We start from the raw sequence: 22332 nt of genomic DNA, 5'->3' as shown, positions 1-22332 counted from the left end.
GGGAATCCTGAATGTAAACACCGCCTAGCCTAATCGCGGTCAGGTGCACCAAGCGGGAAAAGGTCGCGATAGGGGCGGGCATCATCCACGCAGCGGGCAAAAGAAGGCCGTTCAAGCAACCGTTTGCGATAAGCGTGAACAGACTTGAATTTCGGATCAATCGGATGTGTCCAGTCGGCGTAGAACAGGCTCGGTGCTGCTGCGCAATCGGCAAGGCTGAACTCATTACCAATTGCCCAGGTCCGGTCTTTCATCCTGTCATCCAGCCAGCCATAAGCGGTATTCAGCAGCTTGCGGGATTGTTCGACACCATAAGGATCGCGTTTGTCTGCATTCCGTATGGCATTAAAGACGATTTGTCCTTGTGGGGTCATGACGTAATTGTCAAAAAATCGATCCATAAACCGGGCTTCGAGTGCGCGTTTGGGATCGGATGGCACCATGCGAACCGGGCCCGGGTGATAAAGATCAAGATATTCAATGGCGATTGTGCTTTCGATAACGGTTTCGCCGTCATCGACAAGAACCGGCATCTTCTGGATTGGCCAAAGGGTCGCGAATTCTGCCAGATTGTCGGGGTCGTCAAATGTAATCTGATGCCATTCGAACGCGATATCGTTTTCATAGAACGCGATCAGAACTTTTTGGCAATAGGATGAAAATGGATGGCCGTAAAACCCGATAGTCATCTGAGGTTCCTCCGTGATGACGCAAGGACAACTGATTTTATTTTGCAACCAGTTGTGTTTTAGCAAAACCAATCCTATTTTGCAACCAGTAGAGAAAGGGAGAAACACGATTTATGGATCATCATCGTTCGGGCTGTCCGATCAATCTGACGCTGGAAATCCTTGGTGACCGATGGAGCCTGATTGTCATTCGTGACATCATGTTTGGTAATTGCCGATATTTTCGGGAATTATTGACCAAGTCCGAAGAAGGAATTGCTTCAAACATCCTTGCCGCTCGTTTGAAAAATCTGGTCGCGGCCGGATTGCTGGGCAAGACGGATGATCCGTCGCATCGGCAAAAATCAATCTACAGCTTGACGGAACCCGCTATTCAACTGGTGCCAATTCTGGCCCATATGGGGGCATGGGGGCGGCGACATGCACCGGTATCACGGGAACTTTCGATCCGCGCACAGCTGCTTGAAGAAGGCGGGCCGAAAATGTGGGACGGTTTTATGGCCGAATTGCGCCATATCCATCTTGGGCAACCGGCCCCGGTAAAATCGGTGCTGGCACAATTGCAGGCGGCCTATCTCAGGGTCGTTGCCGAAGAACAGGCAAAAAAAACCAACGATTAACGCACCGGAAAAAGCCGGTGGTGCCGTTTGGCCCTAGCGGGGCTCATGCCAAGCGTTCTGGTGTCACATTTCTGGTGCGGGACCGAATGCCAGAAATATGCCAGTGCTAGTGCAGGGTCGGATTGGTTGGTGCTTTGGGCAGATCAAAGGTGAATTTGTCCTCGCCTTTATATTCTTCAAGCGCGATGCGTTTCACCAGTTCGGACCCCAGCGCCAGGGACGTTTCAATTGCCCATTTAAGCTGATCGACAGCGCCTTCATTTCCGGCTGACAATGCCTCGGGCAGGATGCGTTCCTGAAGGAACTTGGCAACCCCGGCAAAGGCGCGCGCGGCACTTTCGCAATTGCCACGTTCGACAACAAAGCGCCCGGAATGTTCAATTGCCGTGGCAATGCCGGAAAGATGCCCCATCATGACCCGGATTTCCCGGTCGTCACTTTCGGTTTTCTTTGCCACAAATCGCAAAATACCTGCGTAAAAGCCGTAATCGGAAGACATGACTATCCTGATCGTTCTTGGTCTTTGGTCGGGTTTGGATTTGCGACGTTTTAGTCCATAAGCGCGCCGTGGTATAGTCTATACTATGTGTTATGCTCCAACCGTCTGATTTGGCGGCGTTATCACGCTACAGGGTCATAAACCGAATGCTTCAGGGCGGACTGATTTTCATTGTTGCCATGGCCTATATCGCGCTTTTGTTTGCGATTGCGCATTATGGTGACAAATATGCTGAAAAATGGCGTTCTTCGCGTTTAAAGCCGACGATCTATGCGCTGTCGATGGCGGTTTATTGTACCAGCTGGACCTTCTTTGGGTCGGTGGGGACGGCGGCGACCCATGGCTGGGCATTCCTGCCGATTTATATCGGCCCGATCATCATGATGATCGTTGGCTATGGCGTGATGACCAAGATCGCCACGGTATGCCGCGAACAAAACATTACCTCGATTGCCGATTTTCTCGGGTCGCGCTATGGCAAAAGCCAAAGTCTTGCGGCGCTTGTTGCCTTGATCGCCGTGGTCGGGGTTCTTGCCTATATTGCGCTTCAGCTTAAGGCTGTTTCGCTGTCATTTGATGTTCTTATTGGCCAATTGGGCGAGCAGGTTGTGCGCCATAGTGCAACCAACTTCACCAAGGATACCGCGTTCTATGTAACCATTCTGATGGCGGTTTTCGCGATCTTGTTCGGGGTGCGTTATATCCATGCATCCGAACATCACGATGGCCTGATCCTTGCCGTGGCGTTCGAAAGCCTTGTTAAACTGGTTGCTCTTTTGCTGGTCGGGTTCTTTGTTGTCTTTGGTCTGTTTGACGGCTTTGGCGATATGTATCTGCGTGCCGGATCGGACCCGGACATCAAACAGATGTTCAATCCCGATACCTGGTTGACCTCGCATTTCTTTATTTCTACCCTTTTGGCCTTATTTGCAATTTTCTGTCTGCCGCGCCAGTTCCACGTTACCTTTGTTGAAAATGACGATAGCCGGAATTTGAAATCGGCCCGCTGGCTTTTCCCTGCCTATCTGATTGCGATCAATATCTTTGTCGTGCCGATTGCGGTGGCGGGCATTTATATGTTCCGTGGTGATCCGACGGTTAACCCCGATACCTTTGTTCTGACCCTGCCATTGTTGGGCGGGCATAACTGGCTGGCGGTAATTGCCTTTGTCGGGGGGCTTTCGGCCAGTACCGGTATGGTGATTGTATCCTGCGTCGCGGTGTCGACCATGGTGTGCAACGATCTGGTCATGCCGCTTTTGTTGCGGTCGAAAAAAATTCAGGGCCGCTTTGCCGGGGATGTCAGCCAGGTTCTTTTGAAAATCCGCCGGATGGCAATTATCTTTTTGCTGTTTCTGGCTTATGGGTTTTATCGGTTTCTGTCTGAAAAATACGCGCTGGCCGATATCGGCATGCTGTCCTTTGCTGCTGTTGCCCAATTTGGCCCGGCGGTTCTGGCCGCGATCTATCTGAAATCGATCAACCGAACCGGGGTGCGATTGGGTCTGATCAGCGGTTTTGCGCTGTGGACCTATACGCTTTTGCTGCCAAACTTTATCCAAAGCGGCCTGTTGCCGATGTCAATCCTGATCGACGGGCCTTTGGGGATTGGCATTTTACGCCCGCAGGCGCTTTTGGGCGTCGGTATTAGTGATCCACTGACCCATGGTGTGGTCTGGTCGCTTGGTGTGAATTTCGTGCTGATGTTTGTCGGCTCTGCCACCGGGGTGCAGGGCGTGACCCAGCGCCGTCAGGCCCAGCTTTTTGTCGATATCTATCGTAAGGACACCCGAACACGGAATGATACCTGGCCCGGTCGGGTAACTTTTGGCGATCTTGAAGACCTTGCCGCGCGTTTCCTTGGCAAACATTGGGCGCAACGCGCGTTTCGAACCTATTTCCAACAGCGCGGCGATCAGGTTAAACGATCCGATATCGCCGATGTGGATGCCGCGAATTTTACCGAGCATCTGTTATCTGGTGCGGTCGGTGCAGCGTCTTCGCGCGTGGTTATGGCGCTGTTGCTGCCCGATAAGGCGGTTTCGCGCCGTGATGCGATGGAGCTGCTTGACGAAGCCTCCGAGGCCATCAAATTCAACCGCGATCTTTTGCTCAATACGCTGGAAAATATCAGCCAGGGGGTCGGAGTGTTTGACCAAAACCTGCGCCTTGCGACATGGAATCATCGCTTTATCGATTTGCTTGGCATTACCGCAAGCGACATTCAAGTAACCCTGCCGCTTTCTGAACTTGTCGGCATTTGCCGGGGGAATGGGGCGCGCGCGGTTGATATTGATGTGTTGCTGGGCCGCAATGCCGCACCACAGATGCGTCGTTTGCCCCATACTTACGAACGCAAACGCGATGACGGTATGGTGCTTGAAATTCGGACCAATCCGATGCCCGATGGCGGTTTCGTTGCGACCATTGCCGATATCACGGCCCGTGTCCGGACCGAGGAAGCATTGCGCGAAAGCGAACGCAATATTCGCATCTATACCGATAATATTCCGGTCATGATCGCCTATGCCGATAAAAATCAGCGTTTGCGCTTTACCAACCGCCCATATGAACGGATGTTTGGCATTCGCCGGATCGAAGCACACGGCATGACGGTCCACGAAGCCGTTGGTGACGAACGCTATGTTCGTCTTGAACCGATGATCCGTGCGGTTCTTGAAGGCTATCGCCAGAATTTTGAAATTGATTTCCCCGCACCAAAAGAAGGCTGGGGCAATGGAAATGACAGTGGCGAACGCGAAGATCGCTATGCCGAAGGCACCTATATCCCGCATTTCGACGATACCGGCGCGGTGCTGGGCTATTTCTGTATTTATCACGATATAACAGAACGCCGGAATGCCGAACGCGCACTCAAAGACGCGAACGAGGGGCTTGAGGCGCGTGTGACCGAACGAACCCACGCGCTTGAAGAACTCAATTCCGAACTTTCGGTCGCCAAGGAACAGGCCGAAACCGCCAATGATACCAAAACCCGTTTCTTTGCCGCCGCCAGCCACGATTTGTTGCAGCCATTAAATGCCGCGCGCCTGTTTACCGTAGCGCTGGGGGGCAAGGAACTGGCCGATGATATCCAGGATCTGGTGGGCAAGGTCGATCTGTCGCTTAAAGGGGTCGAGGAACTGCTGAACGAGCTTCTTGATATCTGCAAGATTGACGCAGGCGCGATGCAGCCGACCATCCGCGATTTCCCGGTTGCCGATATCCTGAATGCGCTGAGTACTGAATTCGCCCCGGTTGCGGAAAAGGCCGGGCTTCGCTTTGCTGTTCATTCTCGCAACATCTGGGTGCGAAGTGACAGCAGGCTTTTGCGTCGTATCCTGCAAAACTTTATCTCGAACGCGTTGCGTTATACTCGCACTGGCGGGGCCGTGGTCGGATGTCGTATTCGCGGCGATAACTTGCGGATCGAAGTTTGGGATAGCGGGGGGGGCATCCCCGAGGACAAGCTTAAAATCATCTTCCGCGAATTCCATCGTCTTGAAGGGCCGGAAACCACGGATGTTAAGGGGCTTGGTCTTGGCCTTGCGATTGTTGATCGGCTTGGCCGCTCGCTTGATCATGAGGTATCTGTGCGTTCCCGGCCGGGCAGGGGAACCGTGTTCTCGGTTGATGTGCCGATTGGCATTGCTGATGATACTGCAATCGCCAAACCACGCCGTCGCATGGCCGGTGAATTGGGCGGGTTGCGGGTGCTGTGTATCGATAACGAACCCGATATTCTTGAAGGCATGCGGGCCATGCTGGAAAATTGGGATTGCGTGGTGGCAACTGCCCGTTCGGGCAAGGATGCCCAGACATTGCTGGTGCCTGATAGTGAGGTTGATACCGCAGCATCGGATAAACGGATATTCGTTCCCGACATCATCCTTGCCGATTATCATCTAAGCTCGGGCGAAACCGGTCTTGATGTTCTGATGCGCCTGCGCGATCAACACGGCTTCGATATCCCCGGCGTCATCATCACCGCCGACCGCAGCCCGGAAACCGCCGACCTGATCCGCGAGCAACATTTCTCGCTACTCAACAAGCCGCTTCGCCCGGCGAAGCTGCGGGCCTTGATGACGCGGGCGCTTAATCGTCAGAGTTCGGATGCGGCGGAGTAAAATTATGGGGTATTTTTCAGAACAACAAGCTGCTGAACTTGTAACTCGATTACAAGACGCCGTAAGTGAGGTCACGGAAGTTAAAGCAAAAGTTCTCTTACATGTCTTCCAACGGGCTAAAGCTTCTGAGTATGCGACTCATGGTATCTGTCGAAGATTAGATACTCTGGTCCATTGTAGTCAGAGAGTGTTCGATCTTTTGGCTCCTAGCTTGGAAGAAGTTCCAGAAGGAAGGACCGTTAAAGAAGCTACAGTTCATGTTCAGTCATTTGTATCAAATGTAATTGGTGTTCTTGATAATATTGCATGGGTCTGGATATCAGAGCGTGACTTGAAACACCGTAATGGAGACGATTTTTCTCCTAAAGAAGTGAAGCTCTCTCGAGATTGCCGTGATTTGTGGAGAGATCTACCACTTGATTTTCGTAATAGGGTAGTAGAATTTCGTGACTGGTTTACGCACGCATCTGAGTGGCGCGATGCACTCGTACATCGCATACCGCTCTATATCCCGCCTTTCAGCGTCAGAGATATCGAAAGCTATAATCAGCTTGAGGGGGCATCATATGCGGCACTCAGAGATAGAAACTACAGGAAGCTCGAACTGCTGAATGAAGAGATAGAAAAAATGAAATTTTTCGCTCCACTCATCATGCATTCGTTTTCGGAGAATGCTCAACCAAACGTTTTTCACGCCAACCTAGTTACAGACTTAATGACAGTTTCTGTATTGATTGGGAGCTTGATGGATTGTGTTGAGCAACTCGATAGTCAATAAGAGAATATAAAAAGGGGACAGATTTATTTTGCTTTCAAATCATCGTGCCGTGACCATTAGTTTTGCACCAAGGGCAACAAACACCCCGGCAAAACCACGGCCCAGCCAGCGCATGATGTTTGGGCGTTCAACGATATGGCTGCGCACAGCACTTGCACAGCATCCATAGACAGCGAATACCACAAAGGTCATCGCCATGAAAACCAATCCCAGAGCCGTCATCTGATAGGGGGTTTCGGTCGTGTTCGGGGTCACGAATTGCGGCAAGAAGGCAAGGAAGAACAGCGAAAGTTTCGGGTTTAGGGCATTAAGCAAGATGCCATCGCGGATGATCCTGAAAGCACTGATCGGGGCGGCGTTTGCCGTAACTTGCAGGGCCCCCGTGCCGTGCCACATCCCCCACGCGATATAAAGCAGCCAGGCCACGCCAAGATATCGGATAATTTCAAAGGCAAGCGCGCTGGTATGCAGCAGGGCCGAAAGGCCAAGAATACTTGCCGTCATGCTGGGCAGTATGCCCAGTGTGCAGCCAAAGGCCGCCCAGATGCTTGCCGCCATGCCGCGACCAAGGCCAAATGCCAGTGTATAAATCACCCCCGTGCCGGGCAGCATGACAAGAACAAGTGATGTCAGAAGGTAATCAATGCTGATCATGGCGTTTGGTTCCGTTTTGGTTTGCTTTGGTTTATTTCGGTTTGTATCTCTGCACCAGTTAACCGGATTTTGACCGGGCATTCTTGAACGTAATTGCAAGGTGTTTGTCAAAGCGCCTGCGTAACAACTAATCTGGGCCGGAAATATCGATATTGGCAGTTATCATTGGAGAACGAAATAGTGGCGGATCCGCAAAGCGATGTGAAGTTTAACGCGCCGGTTTTTATCGGCAGACCGGTCGCTGTAGTACGTGAAACCTTGCCGATATTATCGGGACACATTCCGATATCTATTTCGCCTGTCATGAAAACAAGCTGATTTCCGAACGTTGCGGGCTGCGCGATATTGTTGATGTTTTTGCGGGCGGGGCCGATATTTTACGTCGGCATTTTGCCGGGGTTCATTTTTATGGCCGCGCAGCATCCATGACCCGGGTCGGGTTTCGTGATCCGGCCCTTAATCAAAAGCTTTCCGATCTGTGCAAGAAACAGGGCATGGGATTTCAGCAGGCGTTTGAAGTGCTGCAACATGAAAACCCCCATGCACCCGGGTCGATCCATGCCATTGGCCATGCCTTTGACGAAGCGTATTTTGAAAAATGCGTCAAGGTGTTCCTGAACCAGTTGGTTGCCCATATTGATCAGAACGGGATTGTCGATACCGATGGTTTGTTAAAGCCGTTCTTTCTTAGCAAGGACCTTGATCGGGCACAGGCATTGGCGCTGTGCCGGGAGTTCCTTTTTGCGCTATATGCGAAATCCGGGCCGACACGCTGGGTCGATGATACGCCGTCAAATGCGCTCTATGTTGATTTCCTGTATGAACTTTTCCCGAATATGAAATTCATTCATATGGTGCGTAACCCCGCCGATGTTGTCAGTTCCTATGTCAAACAGGTCTGGTTCCCAAGCGATGTAAACCTTGCCGCCAAACAGGTTTCATCGATGCTGCTTAAAACCGAGGACCTTTCAAAAAAGATCCCGAAGGATAATTTCCTGACGGTTCGGATGGAAGACCTGGTAACGGAAACCGAGGATACGGTGGCCAAGGTTGCGGCATTTGTCGGGGTGGATAACCGGTTTAATCACAGCGTTGTAAATAACGAAGCCGCCAATATCGGACGCGCCGAGGAAAACCCGGAAATCAAGGAAGCCGTCGATGGCCTTTTGGGCGGTTGGAAAGAACGCCACGGTTACGCATCGTAAGACAAGATGGCAAATTACCTGTGTCGTGTCGCGCGGGCATAATGTCCCGGCGACATGGCATAGGCACGTTTGAAATGCCGGTTCATGTGGCTTTGGTCTGCAAAGCCGCTGGTGGTTGCGACCTCGGCAAGTGATGTGCCGTTTGCAATCAATCGACGTGCAAGGTCAATGCGCCGCTGAATGATATAGGCATGCGGCGTCAGGCCGGTGGCGCGGGTAAAATCGCGCAGGGTTTGAAAACGACTAAGCCCGGTGGCGTTGGCAAGATCGGCAAGTGACACAATTGCCGCCGGATCATCATCAATCATGTTTTTGGCACATGCAATGCGGCTTCGCGCGATTTTGCCCGGGGGGCTGCGATTGCTGTTTTCGGTTGCGCTGCCAGATGTGATCAATGCGTGATGAAGCAACAGGAAAAGCATTTCCTCGCGCCGAAGGTTTGCCGTTGTGCTGTTGCCCTGCGTGATCGCCGCAAACAGGGTGGTAAAACATTGTGCGACCGCCGGGGATGTGATCACCGGGCGGGTGAATTCGTAATAACCCGATTTGCCATCGGATATGTCATGGGCGGCATGGCTGATCAGGTTCGGTTCGAAATACAGCATGTTCCAGCCACGCGGCCCATCGCCGATGGGGATGCCGTCATGCACTTCGCGCGGGTTTACGGTGATGATGTTTCCGGCACATGCTTCGACCATGCCGCGCCCTGAAAGCGACTTTTGCGCACCGGCATACATAAAGCCGATGCCAAATTGTTCATGGCTGTGTTTGGCAAAGCTGTGCCGTGTCGTGGCCATGATGGCCTCGACCCCGATGCAATCATGGGAAAGAATGCGAACCGTGTCACCTGTCATTGGGGCAGGGTGCCTGTTTTGCGTGATATGTGCAATTGGCCATATCTCTCTGCGGTTGAATGGAAACAAATTCATTGTCTTTTCAAGCGGTAAATTCTTCGGCGAGGTGTTTGGATGTTCAGTATGGATTTTGGGATGGGCGGGTAATTTTTTGTGCTTGCTTTAAAATTAGAATATTCAGCTGGGTTTTTTAGCTCAATCGGGGGATTTGTGCGGTCCTAACAATTCTCGCAGGCCGCCCAATCCTTCGACATGATTGGCAAAAACGCGGGTGACGATCAAGAAGGGGACGGCGACCAAAACACCGATAAACCCCCAAAGCCACCCCCAAAACGCAATCGCCAGAATGATTGCGACGGAATTGATGCGAAGGCGGTTGCCAACAAGAGCCGGGGTCAGCAATTGTCCCTCAAGCATGGTACAGGCCAGATAGACCGCCGGTGCCAGCATTGCACTGGTGATCGTTGGCATAGATACAAGAGCAACCATGCCAACGATCCCGACACCGACAACAGCACCCAGCACCGGGACGTAATTAAGCACGGTGGCCACAATTCCCCACAGGATCGGATTGGGCATGCCAACAATGCCAAGCAAAACACTGACAAGGATACCAAGTCCAATATTGATCATCGATATGGTTAGCAAGTATCGCGAAACCTCGCGTTCGATATCATGTGCGATACGCAATCCCTTGCGCCGGTCGCCAAAGGTTGGCAGCGCACGGACCAATTTTTGATAAATCATATCGCCCGATGACAGGATAAACAAAAGCAACACCATCATCAGGGCAATACCGGCAACGATTTCCGGCGCCCCTTGGGCCGCCTGACTGATCAAATTTGGTTCCTTGACGACGACTTTTTGCACGTCGGTGCCTTGATCCTGTTCGGTGGCCTTTTCGACCTGTTTTTGCGCATCGCGCAGTTTTTCAAGTGGTCCGCCCAAATCGGCCAGACGCAATCGTAACTGGCGTTCGATCCGCGGGGCATCGTCAACCCATTTTGATACCGGGCCGCTTAATCCATAAACCCCGGCAATCACTGATGCACTTAGGGTCAAAACGATGGCCATCGCAGTTATGCTTTGGGGGATGTGATAGCGTGCCAGTGTCCTGACGACCGGCGAAAATATAAGCGCAAGCAAAAAGGCCAGCATCACCGGCAATAGAAGACTTTGCGCGACATAAATACACCCAAGTGCCAAAACCACGAATGTGCCAATTCCCGATATGGTGCGCGCTCGGCGATAGGCGCGGGCGCGCATGCTCGATATCCGCAGCTCGGCATCATCGGCGGTATTTTCGGTCATATCGCCTTGTTGCGTCACGATGGGGTCGCTCATGCAAATTGCTCCTGCGGCGGTGCTGCCGGGCAGGATTGCATGCGGCAGGTTCACCTGCCTTAAACGTTCTAAAACATGGGAATGTTCCCGGGTGATGTCGGGGACATAGATATACGGGCGCACCATTGTTGCGCTGATGCGCCATGGTTTTCAAGTCAGTTTTGGTGCAATGGCTTAACCATAGAATACCGATGCCATATCGCGGCTTGCCGTCTCGGGGGCGGTGGCGTCAAAAACACGTGTGGTTTGGGCAATACCAAAATGACCGGCCTCTACCATGCTGCGATTGGATGTGGATTTCTGTGTGCCGGAATGTATGCGACCAATGCCAAATGCTTGATGGGGGCCAAAGCTGTGCCGGGTTCGGGCCATCTCGGCCTCAACCCCGGTGCCGTTTGCTCAGATATCAGATCAGATTACAGGTTTGAAGACGGTTGGCGATCAGCCTGATAACCTGGCTTAAAAGCAAAAACGACGTCCGTCTGGACGCCGTTTAATGGCAGGTGAGCCCAAAGATTTTAAAAGCGCTTGATCAGGGCAAAACGGACGTTGTGGGACAGAAAATCGCTGTCGTAAGAGAAGTCTGCGTTAGGATCAATGACGCCGCTAGTTTCGGCATTTGCATCGCCGTTTACAATCTGCGGGAAATAGGTCAGCACGTAATCACCACGAAGGCTCCAGCCATTTCCAATCCGATACCCGGCCCCGACGCTGCTGGAAACCCCAAATGCGGTTCTGGTATCTGTAAATACATGATTTTGTGCTTTGGACGTATCGTTGTATTTGTGCGTGGTTTTGAACCGGCTAATGGACGGGCCGGCAGAGACATAGACTTGCCAGTCATCCATGGCATAGCCGATTTTGGGACGGATGCTAAAGGTTACATCCGTTTCAACTGTCGTTTGGGATGTGAAATTAACTGTCGCGTTTGATGTAAATGTCTCGGGGCCATGGCTTTCTGTTTCAGAAAACGGCATGAATGTCAGATCACCTTCAATCCCGTAAATGACATTTTGATCCTGATAGTCATACCCGAACAGGGCAGATCCGGTGACGTCAAAGCCTTCAATTGTTTCATGAAGGACTGGGGCCAGTTGATTTTTGTCTTCTGCGTCAAAGTAGCTGCTAGTAAGCGCTTCAGTGTCCGGGCTGGCTGCACTATATGCACCGCCAAGTGCGATGCCACCATAAAATCCCTGCCAGTTCTGCGTTGTTTCATCTGCAAATGCAGGAACCGCGGTTGCCAGGCTGACAAAGATTGCAGCACCACGTACAGCGCGTTTGAAATGGTCGGTCATTTGGCCCCCTAGAATGGCTTTGGTGCTTTGTCATCATCGAAAGCATTTTTGCAAAATTGGGTCCAACCCTAAATTAAGGCGAGAATAAGTCAAACTATACCTTTGGAGTTTGTCTTTATTCGCAATGACAAGACATGTTGCATTAACAGCATGTTGCGGTAACATTTTCGGGGGGGACTTTAATATCTGTTTGCACTGAAAACAGTTGATCAGCTTTCGATTGCGGGTTCCTGCAATCGCAATTCGCGGGCCATGATGACGGCTTGTGTGCGACTGTGGACCGAAAGTTTACGCAAGATTGCGGAAACATGGGCTTTGACGGTGGCCTCGGTCACGTCAAGCTCATAGGCGATCTGTTTGTTCAGCTTGCCTTCGGTCAACATGTTCAGGACGCGCAATTGTTGCGGTGTCAATTGGCCGATTTTTTGTGCCAGATTGGTTGAATCATCATCCACCGGGCCATTTTCCATGGCGTCGCGGGCCCAGTCCGGCATCCACATTTCACCATTTAAAACAGTGCGGATCGCGGTGCCAATTTGATCGACCGGCGCTGATTTCGGCACAAAGGCCGATGCGCCGTATTCGATGGACCGGCGAACCACCGGTAATTCCTGACTGGCAGATACGATGGAAACGGGAATATCGGGATAGGATGCCCGCAGGGTGAAAAGGCCGGTAAAACCATTCATGCCGGGCATATGCAGATCAAGAAGGACAAGGTCAATATCGCCGCTATGGCCTTCGATTTGCTCGATTGCTTCGGAAAGACTGCCAGCTTCGTAAAGGGTTACATCTTCCAATTCTGATAACAGGGCTTGTTTAAGCGCGCCGCGGACAAGTGGATGATCATCTGCGATCAGGATATGGAAACGATCAGCCATAAGCGATTTCCTTGGAAGTGATTTTTCCCCAAAGGTCGCAATTATTCTGTCCTGCGAAACGGCGGCTCACAAATTTTAGGGTGAGGGCGCGAACGGCCAATTTGAAGGACAATATTGATTGTCTGGTGTGGTGCGACCCTGATGCGTCCTTTCGCCATTTGGCAGAAAAGAGTGAGGGAAACCAAAGATCACTCTCGCCCCACGAAATGTGAAACTTCGGCCCCCCTCGCGCCACCACTAGTGATTATGGCGATTAAAATCGGCGACGTAAACTCTGCATTTGTCCGAAAGCAAAAATTACCTTATCTGTTGGGTTAATGAATGAAATTCAGGTTTGAAGAACTGCGCCGCGATGCAACATTCGTGATTTTATACAATCGATTGCAACGCCGCGCAGACCAAGGGAAAAAGGACGTGAAATGTCTGCGCAACCACAAGTAATTCGCCGCGAAGATTATACCGCACCGGCTTTTTTGATCGATAAGGTCGAACTTGTCTTCGATCTGGATCGTGATGTCACAAATGTGAAATCGCGGTTGTTTATCATTGCGAATCCTGTGCGCGGGACGGGTGCTGGCAACGAAGTTTCGTTTGACGGCGAAGACATGAAGCTGGTGTCCATCGCAATTGATGATCGCAAACTGGGCGTGGATGAATACAGTGTCGATAAAACCGGCCTGACATTTACCGCACCGGGCGAAACCTTTGTGGTTGATATTGAAACCCAGGTATCGCCGGTGACCAATACCCGCCTCGAAGGGCTTTATGTCTCGCAAAGTGCATTTTGCACCCAGTGCGAGGCCGAAGGTTTCCGCCGGATAACCTATTTCCCCGATCGCCCCGATGTCATGGCGACCTTTACTGTCACCATCAATGCCGACAAGGCAACATGCCCGGTTCTGCTGTCGAATGGCAATCTGGCCAAAAGCGGCGATTTGGATGGCAATCGTCATTTCGCGGTATGGGAAGATCCGTTCCCGAAACCAAGTTATCTGTTTGCGCTTGTGGCGGGTGATCTGGCCTGTGTTGAGGATAGTTTTAAAACCGTATCGGGCCGCGATGTTGCCCTGCGGATTTTTGTTGAACATGGCAATGAAGACCGTTGCGACTATGCGATGGATAGCCTGAAACGATCCATGAAATGGGATGAAGAGGTCTATGGCCTTGAATACGATCTTGATCTGTTCAACATCGTTGCGGTGTCCGATTTCAATATGGGCGCCATGGAAAACAAAAGCCTGAATATCTTTAACGCCAAATACATTCTGGCAAAGCCCGATACCGCGACCGATATGGATTACGAACTGATTGAATCCATTGTTGCCCATGAATATTTCCACAATTGGTCGGGCAACCGCGTCACATGCCGTGACTGGTTCCAGTTGTCACTTAAAGAAGGCCTGACTGTTTTCCGTGATCAGGAATTTTCCGCCGATCAACGATCCCGCCCGGTGCAGCGCATCAAGGATGTTGCACAACTTCGCGCCCGTCAGTTCCCCGAAGATGGCGGCCCGCTGGCCCATCCGGTTCGTCCCGATAGCTATATGGAAATCAACAATTTCTATACCGCCACGGTCTATGAAAAGGGCGCGGAACTGATCCGTATGATGCATACCCTTTTGGGCGCGGATGGTTATCGCAAGGGGATTGATCTTTACTTTGATCGTCACGACGGGCAGGCCGTAACTTGTGACGACTTTGCCAAGGCGATGGAAGATGCCAATGATGTTGACCTGACCCAGCTTAAACGCTGGTATTCGCAAGCAGGCACGCCGTCGCTTTCATGGAAGGGCGATTATGACGCCGATGCCAAACAGTTTCGTTTGACGGTATCACAGAAAACCGCCCCAACCCCCGGCCAGCCGGATAAATTCGCCTTGCATATGCCAATTGCGATTGGCCTGTTGGGCAAGGATGGCAAGGAACTTGTGTCGCGGACGGTCCAACTGACCGAAAACGAACAGGAATTTGTTTTTGATAACATTAACGAAACCCCGGTGGTTTCGTTCAACCGTGGTTTTTCCGCGCCGGTCAATATCGCCACCCAACAACCCCATGATGAACTTGTTTTCCTGATGGGCAATGACAGCGATGCCTTTAATCGTTGGGAATCCGCGCAGAAATACGCAACCGCCCTGATGCTGGCCGCGATTGAAGAATTTGAAAAAAATGATGGCGATGCGGATGGGGCATTGGGTGATGTGACCGATTTCATCACCGCCATGCGGGCGACCTTGCAAAATGACGATCTCGACAAGGCATTCCGTGCCGATGCGCTTGTTCTTCCGGGCGAAGAATTCCTGTCAGAACAACGCAAACCGGCCAACCCCGAAGCCATTCATCAAGTGCGTAATGCGTTGCGTAAACAGATCGGAACGATGCTTAAGGCCGAATTCGCCGATACTTATCATCAGAATGTCTCAAACGCGGCCTTTACCCCGGATGCACAATCGGCCGGGCAACGCGCGCTTCGGGCAACGGCCCTTGGTTATCTGGTTGCCAGTGGTGATGCGCAATTTGCCGATTTGGCGGCGGCACAATATCGTAATGCCAATAACATGACGGATCGTATGGCCGCCCTTGCGGTCTTAAACCATCTTGATCATCCCGGTCGCGCCGAGGCTCTTGCCGATTTCGAAGAACGCTTTGGCAAGGATACCGTGGTGATGGACAAATGGTTCGGTCTTCAGGCGATGTCGTCGCGTGATGATACCCTTGCCCGCGTCAAGGATTTGATGAGCCACCCATCCTTTACCATGCGCAATCCAAACAAGGTTCGGTCACTTATCGGTGCCTTTGCCATGGCCAACCCCCGGCATTTCCATGCCGCGGATGGCAGCGGTTATGAATTCTATACCGACCGTCTGATTGAACTGGATGACATCAACCCCCAGGTTGCTGCACGTTTGTGTGCCCCGCTTGGCAAATGGGCGAAATATGATGATGACCGTGCCGCCAAGATGAAGGCCGCCCTTGATCGTGTTTTGGCAAAGCCGGAAATCTCGCGCGATCTTTATGAAATCGCCAGCAAATCACGGGCGGCATAACCGCCCACAAAGTCCAATACGTAAATACCAACCTGATAAATCAAAGGCGGCACCAGATACCGGTGCCGCCTTTTTTCTGATCATACCGGAGCGAAACCCCAATTGGTATCAGGTAAGTTTCATCCGTTCGCTGAACTCTTTCATGCGTTCGGAAAGATTGCGCGCCATATCCGAAAGTTCGCGGCTGGCGGTATTCAGGTCATGGGCCGAATGGCCCGTGCTTTGTGCGCCGTCATTCACAAAACGGATTAATTGGTCCATCGATCCGGCACCTGCGGCGATACGCTGCACGTTTTCCGAAATCTCGCTGGTGGCGCGGCGTTGTTCATCCACCGAATGGGTGATGGTTGACTGAATGTCATTGACCTGATGAATAACCTCGCCAACGGTGCTGATGGAATGGGCGGCTTTCTTGACTTCCTGCTGGATCGCAGCGGTCAGGTCGCCAATCTGGCCGGTTGCATTGGCTGTCTGGTCGGCAAGTGATTTGACCTCGTTTGCCACAACGGCAAAGCCACGGCCAAGCTCGCCGGCGCGTTCGGCTTCAATCGTTGCGTTTAACGACAAAAGCTTTGTGCGATGGGCGACATCGTTGATCAGATCGATGATCGATCCAATTTCCGAACTGGCCTTTTCCAACGAAACGATGTTGCGCTGGCTTTCCTCGGCTTCTGTACGCGCCCGGTTGGTCACGTTGGAGGCGTCGGTGGCCTGGCGGTTGATTTCGGCAATCGAAGATGAGAGTTCTTCGACGGCGGTGGCAACGTTTTGCGTGTTGCTGGCGGCGTCTCGCGAAACGTCAAGTGCATTGCCCGATTGATCAACCGTATTTTCCGATTGTGTCGTCAGATCGCGGGCAAGCCCCAGCAATCCTTCGGACTGTTCGGTGACCGATTGCGCAACACGTGCGACTTCGGCCATCATTTCGCTGACGGCAATACGGCTTTCTTCGCGCAGGGTCACCACGTTCCACGCCAGCATGGTGCCCAAAAGGATATTGTCCTTATCGCGCACCGGTGCTGCCAGAAGTTCAAGGTGATCGCGCTCGGTCCGGACAATTTCGGTAAAGGGCAGGTTGTCCGGATTGGCAAGCTTGGTCTGGAATTCCGGCCCGACTTTCAGGAAGTCACCTGATACCGAACCGGCATTCCCGCCGATATAGGACTGCGCACTGGCATTAAGATATGTCAGGTCGCCTTCCGGCGTGATCAGGGCCGTCATGGTCGGGGTGTTTTCGACCATATTTTGCAAGATCATTGCCTGACGCACAGATTCACGCAAGTCAATCAGCGCCTTTTTCATATCGCCGATTTCGTCTGTGCCGACACGTGGAAGATCAACATTTGTGTCGCCTTTGGAAATCGCCGTCATTGCACGCGCAAAGGCACGAAGATTGCGAAATACCGTTGTGCGCAGCAAAAGCCACCCGGCCACCCAGCCAACCAAAAGAACTGCAACCAAAAGTTCGGTCGACAGGGCACGAAGGTCATCGGTTTGGGCATAGAAACCCGTGATGTCACGATCAAAGGTTGCCTTGGCCCATATTCCGTTGCGTCCGTCACCAATGGTAAGGTCCACGGTTGCACGGTGGATTTCCCCGGTTGGGGCCTCGGTCTCCGTCGGGGCAGGGGCTTCGCTGTCGCTGGTTTCGGGCAACGCTTGGCCACCTTCGCTGGCTTCGCCGTTTTCCAGACTTTCAAACAGCACGTTGCCATCATTGCCCAGAATTCGGAAATTGCCGCCAAGGACTTTGCCGATGCCTGTAAGGGTTGGCAACGGATCGGTAATCACCTCCATAAAGCCGACGGCCCTAAAACCGCCGACCGGAACGATGGTGCTAAACACCGGTTTTCCGCTTGGCGTTGACCACATATAGGTCACCGGCTTGCGGGCATCGGCTTTTTCGCGGGTCTTAAGATATTCCATGATTGCCGGATCATCGGTAACACTTGCACCAAGATCGGTATCCGATGTCGCAAGTTGTGTGAAGCCGGTGTCATAGGCGATGGTTTCAATCAGTGCCAGTTCGCCCTGAACGACCTGGCTGGCATTGGAAAGAATATTAAGTTCTGCCTTCATGCGGGTCTGGTCGTTTTCCTGAAAACTTTTGACCAGACTGCCAAGACGCGACCATTCATTGACGATTGGTGTGACCTTGTCGCCGTAATCCTGGGCCACGCGTGAACGGACAAAGAAATTGACCGTGCCGCCAACTGAATTGTTCAGCGTATCAACGGCAAAGCTTCGATAGGTATCGCCGGTCCACAACAACATCCATGTCACTGCACCCGACACAAGCAACCCTGTTACAAGCAAGATGCTGCGTAACGTCAGGAGGCCCGTGATGCCTCCTGAAATAGCCGTCTTTGCGGCTTTATCTCCCGTCATTCATTACACTCCAGAGCCAGTATTTTTATTGTTCTCTTGGTGCGCGGTCCCTGCCGACCTCTTATGGGTATTAATACTGATCCAAGCAGAGCTTCAGGCCAAACACAATAGCGCTGTTAGCCTAAGGGCTATGTTTTTCGCTGTATAAAGTATGCGGCGCAGGGCGTTTACGCACCGTCAGGGCATTCTGCAGGGGGTGGGATTGTCTAAAAATCAAACGGCTATTGAAAAAACACACAAAAAAGTTGCGAACGAGTGTGATAATCGTTTGCAATTGAAAAAACGATGCTCTATGACTGTGTTTGTCAAATGCAGACGACGACGTCGTTTGCGACGGGCCATCAGGCTGCATGGCGTACCTGATGGTCACTGTTCTTCGGGACTCTCTCTCCCCGAAGGTCGATCTCTCTCACTCAAGGGGGCTGGTATCCGGATATTGTGCGGGACAATACCGGGGAAAATACCAGTCCCTCTTTTTTTGTTTGAAGGTCGTAAAGCAACATCGGGATGATCAATTCCGCTTGTAGCCAAGTCGCCAGAATTTCACCCCTAAAATATCCATCTGCGGCACGCTTTAGCATTTTATAAACCGCCTTGGTTTTAAAAGTACCCTGTTGCCCATTGGCTTTATGGGCAGTGATGGCAATCAATCGCAAAGGACCGGCATAAAAATGGCTGGCATAGACGAAGACAATCGCCCTGAACCTCATGCGGAATCGCAAACAGAACCGCAAAAAGATGCGCCGTTACCGTCGTTCATCTATGGCCGCAACGGGCATGGGGATGATTTTTCGGCAGGTCGGGACGGTGCACGTCATCGACAGACACAATATGGGCGGATAGCAGAAATGGATCGTAAAACCTTACTGGGTCTCGCAACCGGTGCCGGCATGCTCGGTCTGGTCTTGTTCTTTGTCGGTATGCTGGTTGGTGCCGGGCTGTTCATGGACCCCGACGAAAAAACGCTGACGGATGCCAACACAACCGCTCAGCCGGAAATCCTTGCAACTCTGCCTGATGAACTCGTATCTGATAAAACCGCACCAATGCCTGTCAAACCGGATCCTTCCAATGGAATGACCGGTGGGGCCGGATCGGCAGCCCCCAAAGAACCTGTTACCGATGACCCGGTCGGCGATCTGATTGCCGAACGCAGTGCCGGACTGGCTAATCAGGATGCTGACGACGCGTTAAACAACGCGGCTGAAACAGATGCCCCGGCGGCACCTGATGATAATGGCGCACCGACGGCCCCTGCGGCCCCCGATCTACCGGCTGCGGCGCCATTAAGTGATGCCGAAAAGGCCGCCGCCAAAGCGAAACAGGTTGCAGCCGAACCGCGCCAGATTAAGGCACCTGAAATCAAATCTTCGGAAACTGCATCTGCGGCGCCATCTGTGCCTGACGTTTCTGATGCGCCTGCGGCGGAAACCGCGACAGCAACGGCAAAGGCCGCGCCGGAACCAAAACCAGCCGCCAAACCGGCAAGTTCGGGTAGCACATCGGGGGCATCAACTCCGTTCTCGGTACAGGTTGGTGCCTTTAAGGTGCATGAAAATGCCAGCCAGCGCGCCGAGGAACTCCGTAAACTGGGTCTCGAAGTTTCCGTTGTTGCTCGAGGGCCCGAAGGCGATGCCGTCTGGTACTATGTTCGTGTAGGCAAATACGCGACCATGAAAGAAGCGCGTGACAGTGCCACGGCTGTTAAAAAGGATCACAAGCTTGATGGCTTCCCGGTCCGTGCCGAGCCAAATGACCGTGAAGTGAGCTGACACTTATATATAGTATCGTTATTGCGACGATCAGAGCCGGTGCAAAAACTGCACCGGCTCTTTTGTTTTTTGTGCTGCGGCCCGTGTTTTGGCGCTCAAATTGGCCGGGATGATGGCATGGCGGATCAACGGGTTTGTTTTTAGGTATTCTTTGCGGCATTCTACTTGCCATCAAAGGTTAAAGGCTTTAGGCGGTACGCCAGAGTTTTTAGGACGGCAATGCCGTATTACCACGGCAAGATGCTAAGCAAATCAGGATGGTTGGTAGAAACATGACCACACAAAACGATTTCCCCAATCTTCACATCCTCGACCACCCGCTGATCCAGCACAAGCTGACGCATATGCGCAAGGTCGATACCTCGACAAAAACTTTCCGGCAGTTGCTTAAGGAAATTGCACTGCTGATGGGGTACGAGATTACCCGTGAATTGCCAGTTCGCTTCGAAGAAATCATGACCCCGATTTGCAAGATGAAGGCGCCATTGATTCAGGGGCGCAAACTGGCTGTTGTTCCGATCCTGCGTGCCGGTCTTGGCATGGCCGATGGTCTGATTGAATTGATGCCGTCGGCACGTATCGGTCATATCGGGCTTTATCGCGATCCCAAAACCCATATGCCGGTCGAATATCTGGTCAAACTGCCCGAAGTCGAAGGCCGAACCTTTATTCTGGTCGATCCGATGCTGGCAACCGGCAATTCGGCCGTGGCAGCCATCGATACGCTAAATAAATACGGTGTGAAGGACGAAGACATTCGCTTCATGGCGCTTGTGGCGGCCCCCGAAGGCGTCAAAGTCTTTCATGATGCCCATCCGAATGTCCCGGTCTATACCGCCGGTCTGGATGAAAAGCTTAATGAAAAGGCTTATATCGTTCCGGGGCTGGGCGATGCCGGGGATCGTCTGTTTGGCACGCGCTGAGCATACGGATCGGATCATATTTGGTCTGAAATGCCAAAGGGCGCCATCTGGCGCCCTTTGTTGTATCTTGGTATCTGCTATCAGTCTGGGTTTTATCCCCGACGCTCAGCCTTTCGGCGAAACGGTGACGTCAACTGTTGATCCGGCAAATGATCCGCCCATCAGTTTGATGGTCGCAACGCGGTTTTCGCGGTCATAGACCATCACCGATACGTCCGCACGGACCACGGTAACCTTGCTCCAGCCGAAATTGGGCATTTCACGCTCATAAAAATCATACATCTGGGCCGGGGTGCCACCAGCACTCAGGACAAGGCGCCCGTGCCAGGCATCGGATGCCCCGAAAATGATGCTGCGATCCATATCCAGCGATGAATTGGACGGCATTGGAAGGTCAGTGAACTGGGTAAAGGACGGGATCGGCTGTCCGCCGCCTTTTTCCGAACTGTTCCCTGACGAGGTATTCGGAATAAGGTTTGCCGAACCAGAGCACCCTGCAAGTGTAAGGCTTGCCAGTGCGGCTGCACAAATAAATGAAAGTCGCAGTCTCATCATCTTCCTTCGGTCCCCTGGTGCCTCGTGTCGAATAGTTTGGGCACGAATGTCTGCCCCTATAATCAGGTCATTATGTAAAAGAAAGGTTCACGTATTGCCTTTTTTCCATCTTTTCAAAGGGCAATTGGCAATATTGCCCGTTAGGGCACATCTTATATGGGGGCCCCCGGATAGGAACACCGTAATCCAAGCTGCCCTTACGCACATCCGGTCACGTGATAGGGGGGGGCGGTCTTTATATAGTGGTGCCCCTGATGCCGGACTGACAAGATATCCTGACCGGGCATTTGCCGCGTACCGGTGTTGTTAGTCCGATTGGCAATCACCCAAGTCAGAAATCAATGTATCGCATACCTATATATAAAGCATCAAAATGGGCCTGTGCATCTGATCCGGATCAACGAATAGGGTCGGCAAAATCGATTTGATCATTAAATTGGGTCAAAACCGGTCGGGGATCCGAATCATTATCGCCGGATTTTGAATTTTTCACATCAAAATGGCGGTTTTGCGGGCGCGGCTTCATCGCACAGATCGCGATAAATCAACTCACGGTCCGCAGGGACCGGTTTGCTGTGTGCCGGGGTTGGTGAAGGTCAAAAAGATAAGTCTTTGAATTTAAACAATTTTGATGAAAAACGAGGTAAAACACGTTTTTTATTGAAATAAGGTGTTTACAGGTTTTGATATGGGCCCTA

Annotated in this window: 17 protein-coding genes; 7 read left to right on the top strand and 10 right to left on the bottom strand. The window is 52.1% G+C overall.

Features of this window, described 5'->3' with window-relative positions:
- Window positions 1-29: 29 nt before the first annotated feature.
- Complete coding sequence (locus TALK_RS21280; RefSeq protein ID WP_085621179.1) at window positions 30-689, bottom strand: glutathione S-transferase family protein; 660 nt, start codon at window positions 687-689, stop codon at window positions 30-32.
- Window positions 690-802: 113 nt separating this feature from the next.
- Between TALK_RS21280 and TALK_RS21275 the strand changes: the two genes are divergently transcribed.
- Window positions 803-1309, top strand: a complete 507-nt coding sequence (locus tag TALK_RS21275) for a winged helix-turn-helix transcriptional regulator (protein WP_085621178.1) — start codon at window positions 803-805, stop codon at window positions 1307-1309.
- A 106-nt stretch (window positions 1310-1415) separates the two neighbouring features.
- Here TALK_RS21275 and TALK_RS21270 read toward each other — a convergent pair whose 3' ends face one another.
- Window positions 1416-1808, bottom strand: coding sequence for a hypothetical protein (locus TALK_RS21270; RefSeq protein WP_085621177.1), 393 nt, complete (start codon window positions 1806-1808; stop codon window positions 1416-1418).
- Window positions 1809-1954: 146 nt separating this feature from the next.
- On the opposite strand from TALK_RS21270, the gene TALK_RS21265 reads away from it, so the two are divergent.
- Both TALK_RS21265 and TALK_RS21260 read left to right on the top strand, forming a co-directional pair.
- Window positions 1955-5935, top strand: a complete 3981-nt coding sequence (locus TALK_RS21265; protein WP_085621176.1) for a hybrid sensor histidine kinase/response regulator — start codon at window positions 1955-1957, stop codon at window positions 5933-5935.
- A gap of 4 nt (window positions 5936-5939) precedes the next feature.
- Window positions 5940-6713 carry a hypothetical protein gene (locus TALK_RS21260; protein ID WP_085621175.1) on the top strand — a complete coding sequence of 258 codons (774 nt, stop codon included), beginning with the start codon at window positions 5940-5942 and terminating at the stop codon, window positions 6711-6713.
- Window positions 6714-6752: 39 nt separating this feature from the next.
- Here TALK_RS21260 and TALK_RS21255 read toward each other — a convergent pair whose 3' ends face one another.
- On the bottom strand, window positions 6753-7367 hold the full coding sequence (locus tag TALK_RS21255; protein ID WP_211274871.1) for a LysE family translocator: 615 nt from the start codon (window positions 7365-7367) through the stop codon (window positions 6753-6755).
- 425 nt (window positions 7368-7792) lie between these two features.
- Between TALK_RS21255 and TALK_RS21250 the strand changes: the two genes are divergently transcribed.
- A complete protein-coding gene (locus tag TALK_RS21250; RefSeq protein WP_085621174.1) occupies window positions 7793-8572 on the top strand; it encodes a sulfotransferase family protein in 780 nt (259 codons plus the stop codon).
- 14 nt (window positions 8573-8586) lie between these two features.
- Here TALK_RS21250 and TALK_RS21245 read toward each other — a convergent pair whose 3' ends face one another.
- From TALK_RS21245 to TALK_RS21225, 5 genes are all read right to left on the bottom strand, one after another.
- Entirely contained in the window at window positions 8587-9426 is an 840-nt protein-coding gene (locus TALK_RS21245) for an AraC family transcriptional regulator (RefSeq protein ID WP_085621173.1), read from the bottom strand.
- Window positions 9427-9621: 195 nt separating this feature from the next.
- Window positions 9622-10770 (bottom strand): AI-2E family transporter, encoded by a 1149-nt coding sequence (locus TALK_RS21240; protein WP_085621172.1) that lies wholly within the window; start codon window positions 10768-10770, stop codon window positions 9622-9624.
- Between the two features lie 174 nt (window positions 10771-10944).
- A complete protein-coding gene (locus TALK_RS21235) occupies window positions 10945-11142 on the bottom strand; it encodes a hypothetical protein (protein ID WP_085621171.1) in 198 nt (65 codons plus the stop codon).
- 146 nt (window positions 11143-11288) lie between these two features.
- Window positions 11289-12068: an outer membrane protein gene (locus tag TALK_RS21230; protein WP_085621170.1), complete on the bottom strand. Its 780-nt coding sequence runs from the start codon at window positions 12066-12068 to the stop codon at window positions 11289-11291.
- Window positions 12069-12277: 209 nt separating this feature from the next.
- Window positions 12278-12949 carry a response regulator gene (locus TALK_RS21225; protein WP_085621169.1) on the bottom strand — a complete coding sequence of 224 codons (672 nt, stop codon included), beginning with the start codon at window positions 12947-12949 and terminating at the stop codon, window positions 12278-12280.
- Window positions 12950-13368: 419 nt separating this feature from the next.
- Between TALK_RS21225 and pepN the strand changes: the two genes are divergently transcribed.
- Window positions 13369-15996: an aminopeptidase N gene (gene pepN, locus TALK_RS21220; protein WP_085621168.1), complete on the top strand. Its 2628-nt coding sequence runs from the start codon at window positions 13369-13371 to the stop codon at window positions 15994-15996.
- A gap of 108 nt (window positions 15997-16104) precedes the next feature.
- Here the strand turns inward: pepN and TALK_RS21215 are convergent, their stop codons facing one another.
- Window positions 16105-18384, bottom strand: coding sequence for a methyl-accepting chemotaxis protein (locus TALK_RS21215; RefSeq protein WP_245830073.1), 2280 nt, complete (start codon window positions 18382-18384; stop codon window positions 16105-16107).
- Window positions 18385-19232: 848 nt separating this feature from the next.
- On the opposite strand from TALK_RS21215, the gene TALK_RS21205 reads away from it, so the two are divergent.
- Both TALK_RS21205 and upp read left to right on the top strand, forming a co-directional pair.
- Window positions 19233-20156 (top strand): SPOR domain-containing protein, encoded by a 924-nt coding sequence (locus TALK_RS21205; RefSeq protein ID WP_169715091.1) that lies wholly within the window; start codon window positions 19233-19235, stop codon window positions 20154-20156.
- A 272-nt stretch (window positions 20157-20428) separates the two neighbouring features.
- Window positions 20429-21079 carry a uracil phosphoribosyltransferase gene (gene upp, locus TALK_RS21200; RefSeq protein WP_085621165.1) on the top strand — a complete coding sequence of 217 codons (651 nt, stop codon included), beginning with the start codon at window positions 20429-20431 and terminating at the stop codon, window positions 21077-21079.
- A 105-nt stretch (window positions 21080-21184) separates the two neighbouring features.
- Here the strand turns inward: upp and TALK_RS21195 are convergent, their stop codons facing one another.
- Window positions 21185-21634, bottom strand: a complete 450-nt coding sequence (locus TALK_RS21195; RefSeq protein WP_245830072.1) for a hypothetical protein — start codon at window positions 21632-21634, stop codon at window positions 21185-21187.
- Window positions 21635-22332: the final 698 nt, after the last annotated feature.

Origin of the sequence: Thalassospira alkalitolerans (genome assembly GCF_002115745.1) — a bacterium.
Lineage (GTDB): Bacteria > Pseudomonadota > Alphaproteobacteria > Rhodospirillales > Thalassospiraceae > Thalassospira > Thalassospira alkalitolerans.
The sequence above is the reverse complement of the archived record's forward strand: the minus strand, read 5'-3'. Positions and strand labels throughout refer to the sequence as shown.

Excerpts from the sequence above, each read along its gene's own strand:
- TALK_RS21280 (WP_085621179.1), bottom strand. The coding sequence starts at position 689 with ATGACTATCGGGTTTTACGGCCATCCATTTTCATCCTATTGCCAAAAA.
- TALK_RS21205 (WP_169715091.1), top strand. The coding sequence starts at position 19,233 with ATGGATCGTAAAACCTTACTGGGTCTCGCAACCGGTGCCGGCATGCTC.
- TALK_RS21250 (WP_085621174.1), top strand. The coding sequence starts at position 7,793 with ATGACCCGGGTCGGGTTTCGTGATCCGGCCCTTAATCAAAAGCTTTCC.
- TALK_RS21255 (WP_211274871.1), bottom strand. The coding sequence starts at position 7,367 with ATGATCAGCATTGATTACCTTCTGACATCACTTGTTCTTGTCATGCTG.
- TALK_RS21235 (WP_085621171.1), bottom strand. The coding sequence starts at position 11,142 with ATGGCCCGAACCCGGCACAGCTTTGGCCCCCATCAAGCATTTGGCATT.
- upp (WP_085621165.1), top strand. The coding sequence starts at position 20,429 with ATGACCACACAAAACGATTTCCCCAATCTTCACATCCTCGACCACCCG.
- TALK_RS21215 (WP_245830073.1), bottom strand. The coding sequence starts at position 18,384 with ATGACGGGAGATAAAGCCGCAAAGACGGCTATTTCAGGAGGCATCACG.
- pepN (WP_085621168.1), top strand. The coding sequence starts at position 13,369 with ATGTCTGCGCAACCACAAGTAATTCGCCGCGAAGATTATACCGCACCG.
- TALK_RS21230 (WP_085621170.1), bottom strand. The coding sequence starts at position 12,068 with ATGACCGACCATTTCAAACGCGCTGTACGTGGTGCTGCAATCTTTGTC.
- TALK_RS21265 (WP_085621176.1), top strand. The coding sequence starts at position 1,955 with ATGCTTCAGGGCGGACTGATTTTCATTGTTGCCATGGCCTATATCGCG.
- TALK_RS21225 (WP_085621169.1), bottom strand. The coding sequence starts at position 12,949 with ATGGCTGATCGTTTCCATATCCTGATCGCAGATGATCATCCACTTGTC.
- TALK_RS21240 (WP_085621172.1), bottom strand. The coding sequence starts at position 10,770 with ATGAGCGACCCCATCGTGACGCAACAAGGCGATATGACCGAAAATACC.
- TALK_RS21270 (WP_085621177.1), bottom strand. The coding sequence starts at position 1,808 with ATGTCTTCCGATTACGGCTTTTACGCAGGTATTTTGCGATTTGTGGCA.
- TALK_RS21195 (WP_245830072.1), bottom strand. The coding sequence starts at position 21,634 with ATGATGAGACTGCGACTTTCATTTATTTGTGCAGCCGCACTGGCAAGC.
- TALK_RS21245 (WP_085621173.1), bottom strand. The coding sequence starts at position 9,426 with ATGACAGGTGACACGGTTCGCATTCTTTCCCATGATTGCATCGGGGTC.
- TALK_RS21260 (WP_085621175.1), top strand. The coding sequence starts at position 5,940 with ATGGGGTATTTTTCAGAACAACAAGCTGCTGAACTTGTAACTCGATTA.
- TALK_RS21275 (WP_085621178.1), top strand. The coding sequence starts at position 803 with ATGGATCATCATCGTTCGGGCTGTCCGATCAATCTGACGCTGGAAATC.